Raw genomic sequence first — 13,535 nt, 5'->3', positions numbered from 1 at the left:
TTTGCTTACCTCACAATTGTAATGCCTCCTCTTTGCTCTAATAGTTCTCCGGTTTCATTAGTAGATGATTTGTACTGAATGACGTATGGATAGGTGCCCAGAGGAGCTTCCTTTCCATTATAAGTACCATCCCAACGGAAATTAGGGTCGCTGGATTGAAATACCAGTTCTCCCCATCGGTTAAAGATCTTGATATCAAAATCTTCCGCAGATACATATTTAGGATAAACAAAGAAAGTGTTATTAACCCCATCCGGACGGAAGGCATTAGGTGCCACAATTCTCGGACGGCAGTCGTCAACAATTTCAATTGAGTCTATACTACTACACCCAAACTCATTAATCATTTCTACAATATATGTACCGCCCACATCAGCAATTACATTGTTAGTATTTACAAAATCTCCTTTAGGGGTAGTCCAGTATATCTCTGGCGCAAAGCCCACTTCAAGTACTACGCTGCTGATTGCCGGATCAGGGTCTTGAGTGCAAATGATCTGACTAGGACCTAGTTCAGCATCTGGCAAGGGGTTGCGCATTATGCTGGCAGTGGCTTCCGCAAAGCAGCCTCCTGAAGTTTCAACTTCCACTCTGTATTCTCCTTCCGGCATGTCTGCAAGTACCTGCAAAGAGTCACCTGCACCGGCAGGACCGGGGTTACTGGCTTGTATGCGTGTGCCATCCGGACGATACCAACGGTAGGTCAGGCTATCAGTACCTTCAGTGCTTACTGAGGCGAAAAGAGGGATAGAAGAGCCATCTGCACAAGCATTTCCATACAATATATTCACAGAGATAGGCTGACTTACCTGTACGGGTAGTTCGTCATTGAAAATACAGGCAGAGTTATTTCGCTCTCTGATGCTCAGGTTGTAGCTCCCGCTTTCTCTAACTGTGATAGTTTGTAAAGCACCTACACTTTGTCCATTAAGTGTCCAGTTATAGATAAGATCGCGGCTAGCTGCACTCTCTGGTATAAAGTTGACCGTTAACTGCTTTTCTCCGGTCTGGCAACTATTATCGGGCTCTACTTCCACAATATCAAAATCAAAAGGATCACCAAAAGTAACTCTTACCTCCTGGGTACCAGGGCATAAATCTGGGCGGTTCAGGTTAGTTACTTCTACCATATAAACGCCAGACTGGAAGTTTCCACTATTTAAATTAAGCGATGATCTTTGATTATCAGAAGTAGGTATTTCAGTACCATTTGGACGGAACCATCTGAATTGCCATACCTCACCTCCGGTAGGGTTGTAATCTACCCGGATAGTAGCCGTAGGACCGCATACACTTATCGGGCTTTCTACAAGGTCAAATTCTACTGAATCTTCATTTACCGGAACCTCTATATCTGTTCTGGCTTGTAAGCAGTTTCCTGCACTTCTGATTTCTACATTGTAGAAGCCAGCAGATAGCCCTGGAATATCAATAGGGGTAAAACCAGAGGCATCACGAGAAGTAGCAGGGGCAGAGCCACTACGGTTTACTCCATTGCCCGATAAAGTCCAGCTAACAGGAAATACTGCTGGCGTATTTTGGTCATCAATAGTTACGGTAATGATGCCGCTGTTGTCATCGCAGCCGGAATCAATGGTACTTACATTATCAATATTGAAATCTGCACCCTGATCTTCCACGGCGGCACTAGCATTGGCCACACACCCCTGGCTATTGGTTACATTTACGATATAGGCCCCTGCAGGCAGATTAGAAGGGTTTTGTACAGTACTTACTACGGAGCCACTTGAGTTAGTCCAGCTAAAAGTAAGCGTGGAAGGATCTGCTCCGTTCAAGTCCAATGTAATAGCCCCGTCATCTACCCCACAGTTAGAAGTAGGTTGGGCTGTAGCGCTAACTACGGGCGCTTGTTCAATAGTTACTACTACAGTATCCTGGATAAAGCAGGCTTCGGGAGCATCATCCGTAACAGTAACTGTGTAGCGGAACACACCGGGGTTAGGTGTTAATTCACTTACCTCAATAACCGGTTCATTGCTGGTTGCTACGGTTTGATCATTTGCATCTAAGACAATCCACTCATAGCCGGGGTCACCAGGGCTAGGGATTTCTACATCAAGTTCTCTGGTTTCATTTTGGCAGAGGGTAAAGTCTTCTGGTAAGTTAATCTCTGGCCTGGTATCAACCACAAATACAAAACCTTCGCTTTCGCAGCCATCTACATTGGTAACCGTAACAGTGTACTCACCGCCTTCAGTAATGGTAATGGTATTCTGGTCTGGTAGATTGCCACCACCCACCTGGCCTACCTGTACCCAGCTAAAGGTGTAGTTAGCAATATCAGGCGTACCTGGGTCTATAGCACTAACCTCTACTCCACCATTACATAGGTTAACACTTTCTGGTAAAGTAACCTCCGCTGACTGCCCCACATCAAAGCTCTGGATAAGAACAGTATCTGCGTCGCAGGGGTTAGAGAGGGTAACTCTGGCTTCATAAGTGCCTACACTATCCAGAGTAAATGTAAAACTCTGTAATGATCTGACAGAATCGGGGAGGCCTATTGTAATACCATCGCTTCTGCGAAGCTCCCAGCTATAAGTCTCTATTACATTATCTCGGCCCTGTGCAGAGAAATTGATTTCGTTGCCCACACAGGCATTGTCTACCGTAATATTTGGCTCGGGGAAAGAGTTGCCTCCAAAGTCTACATAGTCTGGTAAACCTAAGCCACTGGTAGCTCCATTAGGGAGCTCTACAGAATTAACTTCGCTTACATCTCCGGTATTAGGATCTACGTTTACGGCCAGCAAAGAGGAAGCCCCCTCCTGTGCCAGATAAAGTTGTCCATCAGGACCTCTTTGTATAGCGCCGTAGTTTCCGGAAAAGTCAGGGTCACGAGTAATCGTAATGGAACCTTCTGTAACCGGACGTTCAATATTGGTAGTAAAAAGGCCATTGTCTGTAGATACCAGCAATACAGTGTTATCTAAAGTATCTGTAAAAAACTCTATACCGTAAGGCTGGGCGTTTTGTCCACTAAAATCTACAGTAACCGGATCGCTTAGCTCTAATGTCTGGGTGTCGAAATTGAAAAGCTCCACACGATCGGGTAAGGCAACAGCCAATACAGTGCCACTAGAGTCGCCACCAATTTTCATATACCCTCTGGCTTCATCGGGCTCGCCCAGGTCATGTACTGAGCCTACAGAAGAGAGCACAGGAGAGCCAATACCCTGTTCAGTAATAGGGTAAGCACGGAAAGTATTATTACCATATTCGTGTGCTACCAATGTGGCATTTCCTCCATTACCACCATATATAGTTATACGCTCTGTGCTTTTGCTAAATAAAAGGTTATTAGCAGAAATTACTGCTTGTTGCTTGAGGTCAACAATAGCATAATTAAGTTCGTAAGCACCACTTTCTACGGGGGTAGCCGTAAAAACGTAATACATTCCGTCTGCCCCTGGCACCTGTACCATGCCTACGGTACTAGACTCTTTGCTTCCTATTTGCACCGGCTGGCCGTTGGCATCGGGCAAGGTTATATGGTCTCCGGTAGTTCGGTCTTTAAAAAATACAGTTTGACCGTCGGTGTAAAAAAGTATATCCCCATTACCGTCTGATACTGCTGCTACGCCTTCGGGAGCGGTCTGGGCTCCATCTCCAATAGGCGTAATTTCTCCGCCTTCATCAGGGTTATCTCTATCATAAAGCGTATTAAAGTCTATGCCCGCACCATTACCAAAATACCACACGTTATAAGTTTGATTCTCTATCTGGTACTCTTTTACGTTAGACTCTGCATAAGCAGTGCAGCCAGAGGCGTCGGTGACAAGCACCCAGTATACACCTGCTTCATCTATTTCTATTTCTGAGGTGGTTTCACCTGTACTCCAGTAGTATTGATAACTTCCTCCACCAGTTCCACCTCCCGTGCCTCCGCCTTGTCCGCCTCCACTTTGAGGTTCTGCACTTAAGGGAGTAGGCTCTCCCGGGCAGATGGTAGTATCCTGTACCAGCGGTATCTGTAGGTCAAATTGCTGAACATTTGCTCCTCCAGACACTGTAATAGATGTGTCTCCCCAAAAAGCGGTAGCGGTATATGAGGCTGCCTGCTCTGGAGTAAAAGTAGGAGAGATGCCACTAAAGTTTTGCCCATCTATATTCCAAACTATGCTGTCGGGTTCGGGAATATTAGGATCCTGGAACTGAGGTATCAGCTGTACCGGATTGTTAGCGCATTGGCCTACCTGGTTAACGTTAAAGCTATAATCAGGAGTGGCTGCCGGAGCAGTTTCAGAGAAGCGCCTGCCCCCAAAATCGGTGCCGTCCAACAAAGCTAAATCATATGAAAGCAAATTGAACACACTGTCTGCATCATTAATACTGCCTACTAAAGACTGCCCTCCCTGATCATAAAGAAAGTAAATGCTTCCATCAGGCCCTCTCTGTAGACCGTTTATAGAACTTCCTCCCAGGCCAATCGCGTTACGTAAAGATGTTAAGCTTGGAGGCGTATTGTCCAGGTTATATTGATAAATATTTCCTCCTGCTCCATCGGAGATGTAAAGTTTGCTGCCATCACCTGACCAAGCCACATCGTAAGCGGCAGTATTGCCACTATTGATATACCCAAAAGTGCCGCTTTGAGGATCAAAACTTAGAACATGAAATCCGTTCTGACCAGCTACTGCCAGCTGATTAGTGGCAGCATTAAAATCCAGACCTGTGCTGTTACCTATATTGCTGGCTCCATCCGCTCCAGCCTGATAGTTTTGTATAGGCCCTACCCCTGCATTTGTAACTTCAGCATACTGATAGGTAGAGGTGCCATCTATTTTAGAAACTAGCCAGTAACTATCGCCATTGGGGTTAGGAATAAGGGCAACTGCTTCGGCATCGGTGAAACCACTTACAGCATTAGGACCGTTAAATGAGCTTATTGCTGGGTAGCCGCCACTGCTGGTATTTACAGTAACAGTATATGACTGAAGGTCTCCATTAGTATCCCTGTAAAAAAGATAGAATTCATCTGTACTTCCAGGAATAGGAGAAATGACGACATGCTGCTCACCATTGGGATCACCATTGGTGATATTAAAGGTGTTGCCCTGAGCATCATAGACAATACTACCATCAGTGTAAAAGAGAATTTCTCCGCTCTGCGGATCTGTGGCTACCGCGCTACTACCTTGTCCCAGCACCTGGCTGTTTTGTGGGTCGCTTGCCAGTGAGTCGTCAGAGAAGTTAAAACGGATACCCTGGCCGGTACTACCGAAAATCCAGTTATTATCCGTTCTTCCCTGGGCATAAACTGTAGGAGAAAGCAAGCTTAACCAGCAAAAAAGGCAGCAAAAACTTGCTCCAATCAGGATGAATCTGTTCAACATTTTGCCTTTATCTTAATAATATATGCTAAAGTTACGTGTATGCATGATAACGAAAAAACCAGGGCTTTCATGTGCTATGTAAGCATTTTAGGCGCTTTAAAATAATAAGCGTAGTTCTTCACTTCTTGAGTTTACGTATTTATACTTCTTAATGACTAACCTTTTTTGTGCCTGATGTTTATCCTTTTATTGCAAAAACATAGAATTCCAATACCTGTAATTTATTTAAGGCTTACTCTTAATAGTATGTATAAGCAAAAACTATCTTTGACAGCAAGGGTTTAGGAGATTAATTGAGGCTTTTCTCACAATAATTACTAATTTTCAACGCTTATACAAAAAGCGATTCGCTGTAAACTAATAGGTTTGGATGCAAAAGATTGTTACGAAGCTGCTCGTTGTTTTTGGCCTTATTACTATTAATATTAGCCATTTATATGCTCAAGATCCGCAATTTTCACAGTATTATGCGGCTCCTCTATATCTGAATCCTGCCTTTGCAGGTTCTACCGAATTGAGCAGAGTAGGCCTAAATTTCAGAAGCCAGTGGCCTTCTTTACAAGCTAACTTTACTACTGCTTCTGTTTATTTTGACCACTTTTTTGAGGATTATAATAGTGGAGTAGGCGTTATTCTTAACGGAGATCGCGAGGGCTTGGCTGGTTTACAGTCTATTAGCTTGGGTTTGCAGTATGCTTATCAGCTTAGAATTAACGAATGGCTTACTTTCCGCCCTGGGGCACAGGTCGCCTTTTATAATCGAGATATCAATTTTGACAAGCTTGTTTTTGGTGATCAGCTTGATGAAACCGGTGTAATTTCAGATGTATCTGCAGAACAATTTAATACTGGCACAAGTAAGTTTTTTGTGGATTTATCACTGGGGGGGCTAATTTTTAGTGAGAATTTCTACTTTGGTTATGCTGCTCATCATGTAAATACACCTAATCAGTCTCTGGTAGGTGAAGAAAGCCGCTTACAGATGAAAAGCACTTTTCATGGGGGATATCGCATACTATTACCAGCAGGTTTTCGTAGGTATGGATTTAATGATAAAGGACTTGAGCGTAGCTTAACACCTACTTTTCAGTATAAAAAGCAAGGTAACTTTGACCAGTTAGATCTGGGTATGTATCTGACTTATGAGCCTATTGTATTTGGTATGTGGTACAGAGGACTACCAGTTCGGCAGTTAGACGAATTTCCAAATAATGAATCAGTAATTGCGCTAGTGGGTTTAATGGTTGGTGATATTAATATCGGCTACAGCTTTGACTACACCATTTCTGGTTTAGGGATTCAGAGCGGAGGTGCCCATGAAATTTCTTTGGTATACCACTTTTCGCTTCGCGATCCGAGTAAACCGCCAAGAAGCATTATGAGCCTGCCTTGTCCGCGCTTCTAAAAGCAATTATCCCTGGCTCTTCATTTTCCTTTTCACAAAAAATTTCTAAGCTTGTGTTTTGATATTCTCTATGCAAGCTTCTACTCTTCTATATATTATCCTGCTGATAGTAGTGCTCGACTTTGTGTTAGAGCAATTTTTAAGCGCGCTCAATCGTAAAAACAAAAAACATAGTTTACCTGAAGCCCTTCAGGGTATATATGATGCGGATAAATATCAGCAGTCCCTAGATTATCAGCGGGCTAACGAGCGTTTTTCAATGCTCAGCTCAAGCTTTAGTTTTGTGTTATCAATGGTGTTGTTAGCCAGTGGTTTCTTTGGATGGTTAGATATTCAATTGCAAGCCTATGTGTCTGATCAGTTGTGGAGAGCTTTGGCATATTTTGGGATATTATACATTGCCTCAGATTTAATTACGATTCCTTTTCAGTTATATGCCACCTTTGTTATAGAAGAAAAGTTTGGGTTTAACAAAATGAACCTTCAAACATTCTGCCTGGATAAACTCAAAGGGTACGTATTGACGGCCCTTCTGGGTGGAGTTTTAGCTTACATTTTTTTGTTTCTTCTTATTAATATCGGTCAGAATTTCTGGCTATACTTCTGGGCAGTGGCTGCCGTGGTCATGTTAGTGCTTAATATGTTTTACACAACTATATTTGTGCCGATATTTAATAAACTAAGGCCTTTGGAAGAAGGAGAACTGCGTTCAGCTATAGAAGAATATGGGAGAAAGGTCAATTTTCCAATCAAAAATGTATTTGTGATTGACGGTTCTAAGCGCTCCACTAAGTCCAATGCCTTTTTTTCAGGTATAGGAAAGCAGAAAAAAGTCGTGTTATACGATACTCTGATAGAAAATCATAGTGTGGAAGAGCTGGTTGCCATAATTGCTCATGAGGTAGGACATTACAAAAAGAAGCACATACTCACAGGTATGCTTTTCTCTATACTTCAAATAGGCTTTACTCTCTATATTTTGTCATTATTGGTCTTTAACCAAAATTTATCTTATGCGCTGGGAGGCAATAGCCTTTCGGTACATATCAATTTGATAGCTTTCGGAATTTTGTTCTCTCCAATTAGTACAGTTACTGGTCTGCTCATGAATATCTGGAGTAGAAAAAATGAGTATGAAGCTGACGCTTATGCCGCCAGTACTTATCAGTCAACTGCTTTGGCTGCGGCACTAAAAAAGTTGTCTGTACATAACATGAGCAACCTGCTGCCTCATTCGTGGTATGTGTTTGTTCATTATTCTCACCCTCCTTTACTAGCCCGCCTAAACGCTATAAAAAAATATACTACAGCATAAGTTAAACATATAATTAGGACTGCATTGATCTGCAAATCTTACACATTGCAGGTTTGAAAGTATTTCCGTTTTAGTTAGGCAGGTAAAATATCTAGCTTTCGTCAGTGTTAAATGTGTCTGTTAAGGCACAAAAACAGTTAAATTTATTAACCGTCGCACATGAAAGAAGTGTATTACCTCAAAGTAAAATCTGGAATTAGCAGTCTGTTTGCAAAAACAGAAGGTAGAAAAAAGGCCTGGAGTTACCATAAAATCTGTGTTTTGTTGCTATGTGTGTGGAGTATTACGTGCTTAACTCCTTATGTACAGGCACAAGGGTCAGATGGTGCTTTGGTAGATCGGGCCAACAAGTTCTTCGAACTTGCCAAAAACTACGAAGCAGCACTGCCGCTATACCAGCAGGCAGTGGATAACGGAGTAAATGACCCTATGGTATACTATCGCCTGGGTGTATGTTATACTTATGCCCCTCAATTGAATGAGCAGTACAAGGGCTTACCTTATCTGGAAAGTGCATTTAGCCGTAAATCAGGAAGCGAAATCCCTGAAAAAATACACTATTATCTGGGGCAGATGTACCATAAAGATATTCAGATAGAAAAGGCAATTTCTCATTACGAAAAATACAAGAAGTCAGTAGCAGGAGACAAAAAGGAATTAGCTGAAGTAAATCAACAGCTTAAGATATGCAAAAATGCACTTTTCCTGATCAATGAGAATAAAGGAATTATCATCCGTAGTTTTGAAGATATCAACTCAGAATATACAGAGTACAATCCTTTGGTAACTGCAGATGAAAGCATGCTTGCCTATACTGCCGTACGCGAAGAGAGAGGGAAAATTGTTGAACGTATCTTTACGGCCTATAAACAAGGCAATAGCTGGTCTACCCCAGAAGTGCTGGAAGTAAACACTAAATACAATGTGGGTACCGCAGGTATTTCTGCGGACGGACAGGAGATGATGATATTTGTAGGTGGTGAAAACAATACCGGAAGTATCTATTCCATTAGTAAAGATGGTAAAGGCTGGAGTTCACCCATAGATATTGGTAGTCGTGTAAACTCTCGCTTTTTAGAGACAGCAGCAAGTATTACACCGGATGGCAAAACACTTTACTTTGCCAGCAATCGCCCCGATGGCTATGGTGGTATGGACATCTACAAGTCTGAGCGTCAGTCTGATGGTAGTTGGGGCAAAGCTGTTAATCTGGGAGAAACTATTAATACCCCTAATAATGAAGATGCGCCTTTCATCCACCCGGACAGTAAAACATTGTTTTTTACATCGGATGGGCATAATACTATGGGGGGTACCGATATTTTCAAGAGTTATATCATCGGAAATAAGTGGGAAAAGCCAGAAAACCTGGGGTATCCCATTAATACGCCAACCAATGACAATTACTTTACCTTAACTGCTAATGGTAAAGTCGGGTATTTCTCTTCTGAAAGAAAAGGAGGAAAAGGTGGACAGGATATCTACCATTTTGAAATGCCGGATAGCGAAGCCAATATTCCTTTGACGTTGATTAAAGGTAGAATATTAGCTGGAGAGAAGCCAGTAGCTGTTCCCACACAGATTAAAGTAGTAGATGTGGAAGGCAACCAGAAGATAGATTATGTATATAACCCTGATAAAGAAACTGGTAATTACCTGATCATACTGCCTCCGGGCCGTAACTATGATCTTATTATTGAGTCTGAAGGCTACTTACCCTATACCGTAAACGTGAATATTCCTAATCAAACGTATTTCTATGAGTTGTATCAGGAGATTCACCTAAAACCTATTAAGCAGTTTGACGTCATTGTAGGGCAGGAGGTAACCGTTAAAAACGCTTTCTACGATGTGCATGGTAAGACGAGCAATACAGTGCGACAGGCAAATGAAGCTATGTTGGTTAAAAATGATAGTCTTGACTTGTACGATATGATGGAGTCTATCATCGCTGCTACGGATACTGCTGCTTTTGAATACCTTTTGGATCTTATGTATACTACTAATCCTATTGATGAAGTAGACTTTAATGAAATAGATAACGAAAAGATAGAATCAGCAGGAGTAGCCTATTACTATGATGAAACGGGTGAAGATGACCTGATTGCCAAAAAAGTGGGTAATGAAACGATTTATTCACTCCCTACTTTTTATGTAACCGAAGAGGCGATTAAGCAGAAGAACAAAGAAGTAGTAAAATCTAATTATGATAAGCAGCTACTTGAAGGTGTATATAAAATTTACTTTGGCGTAGGAGAAAGTAAGGTAACAGATAAAGATAAGCAGCAGCTAAATACGGTAATTGCTGCACTAAACAAGCATCCAGAGTTAGGTGTAGAGATCTCAGGTTATGCTTCTCCTGAAGGAGACGAAGAGACAAACCGCAAGCTCTCTAACCAAAGGGCGATAGATGTGCTCAATTTCTTTAACCAAAGAGGAGTGGTTAGAAGAAGAATTGTAGCCAAAGGATATGGAGCTACTGCCAGCAAAAAGTCAAGCCCGGAAGAGAGCAGAAGGGTAGAAGTACGCCTGGTAGATATGCACGAGTACCAAAAATAATTTCAACCTCTGTTAATATATGATTGAGTCCGGGTGAGTTATTGCCTGGACTTTTTTTTACATAAAACCCACATCTTCGGTAAAAGGGATCTTCATTAGGCTGTCCAGAGCTTTTTCTACTGCCAGGTCTTCAAATAGTATTTTGTACAACATTCGGGTGATAGGAGCCCCTACCTGATAGTAGTCTGCCAGTTGCTTTACAATTTTTGTGGTATTTACGCCTTCAGCCAACTCCTCCATAGTTTCCATAATCTCTGTAAGCGTTTCGCCCTGTGCCAGGCGATACCCGACCGTATAGTTGCGGCTATGTTTACTAAAACAGGTGGCTACCAAATCGCCAACTCCGGCCAGCCCTATAAAGGCTTCTATGTTTCCTCCCAAGGCCTTGCCCAAGTAGATCATTTCTACTATACCCCTACTGATAAGTAAAGCCCTGGAGTTTTCACCCAGCCCCAGTCCGCTTAGCGCCCCCGAAGCAATCGCTATTATATTTTTAAGGATACCACAAAGCTCAATACCTATAAGGTCGTTATTACCATAGACCTGAAAGCGAGGGTTACGTAAAAGCTTTTGTCCGATTTCTATCACTTCATCAAAGTGGCTGGCAACTACAGTAGCACCGGGTTGTTCTTCCGCCAGCTCTTTTGCCAGGTTTGGCCCTGCCAGGCAGCCTACTCTTACCACTACACTTTCTTCTTTGATTACCTCACTCATCGTTCTTACATTTTCACGATTAAGAGCTTGCGAAGACTTATAGTCTATATCCAGCCCTTTAGTGCCGTGAATGAGTATGTGGTAAGGCTTAAGAAAGGGAGAAAGGTCAGCGATAGAGGCACGAAAGCCGGCAGACGATACAATAGGAAAAATTACCTGGCACTGCTCCGCCACTTGTTTTAGATCATTGGTAGGTTGTATGTTGTGATGCAGCTTATACTCTCCTCTTTTTCTTAGGCTTAGCATTTCATCAACGACTTCGCTTCTGCGGGCATACAAGAGCACCGGGTTGTTCTCTGCCAATATGTTGGCGATTACCGTCCCAAAGCTGCCCGCGCCTACTACGCCTATATATGGCTTGTTCATTTTTCTGAAATTTGTGATTTTTGGTTTTGTGGCTTAAAAAAACGCTCCAGGCCGTAGCCTTCCATGCGGTTGTGGTAATAGAACAAAGTATTCAGGTCATGAGTGATAATGTTTCCTTCTTTGTTTTTTAGCAGAGGCCTTTTGGAATGATAAAGTCCTACATTATCAAGTCCATGAGTAATTGCCTGATCAATCTGCTGTGTTAGGTGCGGTGCAATATCTACCTTTCCTGCCTTATGCAAGCGGAAAACTTCCTCTCGGAGGGTATTAAAGGCTGTACGAAAATTATCATAATCCAGAACCTGCTCATCTTCAGGTATCCTTAGCAGATTGTAAAGATCCAGATAAGGGTATTTCTGCTTAATCATCTGAAAGGCAGTAAAAGCAACCAGGTGGCTGGAAAATACCCGATTATTAATATGGTAAGATTTGAGAATGGCCTCGCCCAACATACGGGTGTACTCGCTTTCTCTTTGAGTGTCGCGCCTGATTTTACCATTGCTATAAAAGTACTCACGCATACTAATGACTCTGCCATGCTTATCCAGACTTCGCCCATCCTTATCTACCGGGTTGCCCATCAAATCCATAGCTTTTCCAAAGCTTACAGAAATATCGGAGCCCTCGGTAAAAAACTGAAACAGAAACCGGATAATCTTAGATGAGGTTGAGTATTCATCTGTTTCTACATAATAACGCTCCTGTCCTTCTATGCGCAGATAATCACGAATGAGGCTGGGAGCTTCCAGCACAAAATGATAGTTGAGCACTACTGGCACTACAAATATTTTTTCTGCTTCTTCTCCGCTTTTGGCACTCTCTTCGTAGTTCAGGCGCTGAGCTTCCATGGCTGTGCCAAGCAGGCCTAGCTTAAGTTTGTCTTCTACTTTACCAGAACGGGAGCGGGTGCCCCCAGGAAAAAAGAGACTATGACAGCCCCAGCGAATAGCCTGTCGGGAGTAGGCCTTGAGGGTTTCTATATATACTTTGTTTTTCTTACGACGGTCTACCTTATAAGCTCCCAGGCTATTCATAAAATAGGCTAGTACTTTAATATTGAACAGGTTAAGCCCCGCCCCATAAATAAAGGGCGGAAGCCCAAGCTCATGAATTACCCAACCAATCAGGATTGAGTCCAGATTGCTAAAGTGGGTAGGCACCATAACTATAGTCCCTTTCTGGGCCAACTCCCTGAGCTGTTCTACCTCTCCAATAATGTTAATCTTATCACGAAGAGAGTACTGATTGCTATAAAACGAGCGGAAGCCCTTAACCCGAGAAGCATTAAGCAGCCTGGCAAAGCCGAAGGTAACGAGGCTTCTGGCTACCCGGTAAGAAGAAGGTTTAAAGGTACTGGAAATTTCGTGAGCGTAGCGCGACACAATCTCTTTAAGTATAGCTTTTGCCTGTTCAAAGTGTGCAGCAAGACTGGCCTCATCACTAGAGGTGTGGTGGGTAGATAGCTCCACTAGCTGCTTTTTAATATTCTTCCAGAAGGTTTCCTCATCCTCAGGGTCTACCGCCCATGGGTTCTGCCTGATCCGTAAGCGCTCCCTGTAGAGGGTCGTTTCCAGCTCGTCTATCAGCTGATAAGCATTAGGCGCTTCTGCCAGTAAGCGTTCCATGCTGCTCATAATTACCTCATCTACAAACTTATCCTGCTGTTGGCTAAGCTGCACTACCGGCCAGTGTTTGCGGGTAGGTAGTATGGGCTGATAGCCGCTAATCGTTCTCTTATTCCTGGAAAAAAGTTTCATAAGCGCTGAAAGATAAAAAAATTAGGAGCCAGATATGTTTAAGATAAAAAAATACTTCTTGT

The 13,535-nt window shown here is 42.7% G+C and carries 6 protein-coding genes; 3 read left to right on the top strand and 3 right to left on the bottom strand.

All coding sequences use genetic code 11. The annotated features are described in order from the left end of the window. Positions 1-5: 5 nt before the first annotated feature. Complete coding sequence (locus tag PZB74_RS05300) at positions 6-5,357, bottom strand: T9SS type B sorting domain-containing protein (RefSeq protein ID WP_302241314.1); 5,352 nt, start codon at positions 5,355-5,357, stop codon at positions 6-8. Between the two features lie 370 nt (positions 5,358-5,727). Here PZB74_RS05300 and PZB74_RS05295 point away from each other — a divergent pair, with 370 nt between their 5' ends. From PZB74_RS05295 to PZB74_RS05285, 3 genes are all read left to right on the top strand, one after another. Next, positions 5,728-6,762, top strand: coding sequence for a PorP/SprF family type IX secretion system membrane protein (locus PZB74_RS05295; RefSeq protein ID WP_302241313.1), 1,035 nt, complete (start codon positions 5,728-5,730; stop codon positions 6,760-6,762). 58 nt (positions 6,763-6,820) lie between these two features. Then, positions 6,821-8,077, top strand: coding sequence for a M48 family metallopeptidase (locus PZB74_RS05290; RefSeq protein WP_367281467.1), 1,257 nt, complete (start codon positions 6,821-6,823; stop codon positions 8,075-8,077). Between the two features lie 159 nt (positions 8,078-8,236). Then, positions 8,237-10,636, top strand: coding sequence for an OmpA family protein (locus PZB74_RS05285; protein ID WP_302241312.1), 2,400 nt, complete (start codon positions 8,237-8,239; stop codon positions 10,634-10,636). Positions 10,637-10,693: 57 nt separating this feature from the next. Here the strand turns inward: PZB74_RS05285 and PZB74_RS05280 are convergent, their stop codons facing one another. Beyond that, positions 10,694-11,716 (bottom strand): NAD(P)H-dependent glycerol-3-phosphate dehydrogenase, encoded by a 1,023-nt coding sequence (locus tag PZB74_RS05280; RefSeq protein WP_302241311.1) that lies wholly within the window; start codon positions 11,714-11,716, stop codon positions 10,694-10,696. Beyond that, entirely contained in the window at positions 11,713-13,473 is a 1,761-nt protein-coding gene (locus PZB74_RS05275; protein WP_302241310.1) for a 1-acyl-sn-glycerol-3-phosphate acyltransferase, read from the bottom strand. The genes PZB74_RS05280 and PZB74_RS05275 overlap by 4 nt, the downstream gene beginning before the upstream one ends. Positions 13,474-13,535 lie beyond the last annotated feature (62 nt).

Source organism: Porifericola rhodea (genome assembly GCF_030506305.1).
Classification (GTDB): domain Bacteria; phylum Bacteroidota; class Bacteroidia; order Cytophagales; family Cyclobacteriaceae; genus Catalinimonas; species Catalinimonas rhodea.
The sequence above is the reverse complement of the archived record's forward strand: the minus strand, read 5'-3'. Positions and strand labels throughout refer to the sequence as shown.

What these genes read in the sequence shown, in the direction of transcription:
- PZB74_RS05280 (WP_302241311.1), bottom strand. Translation starts at nt 11,716, where the DNA reads ATGAACAAGCCATATATAGGCGTAGTAGGCGCGGGCAGCTTTGGGACG.
- PZB74_RS05300 (WP_302241314.1), bottom strand. Translation starts at nt 5,357, where the DNA reads ATGTTGAACAGATTCATCCTGATTGGAGCAAGTTTTTGCTGCCTTTTT.
- PZB74_RS05295 (WP_302241313.1), top strand. Translation starts at nt 5,728, where the DNA reads ATGCAAAAGATTGTTACGAAGCTGCTCGTTGTTTTTGGCCTTATTACT.
- PZB74_RS05275 (WP_302241310.1), bottom strand. Translation starts at nt 13,473, where the DNA reads ATGAAACTTTTTTCCAGGAATAAGAGAACGATTAGCGGCTATCAGCCC.
- PZB74_RS05285 (WP_302241312.1), top strand. Translation starts at nt 8,237, where the DNA reads ATGAAAGAAGTGTATTACCTCAAAGTAAAATCTGGAATTAGCAGTCTG.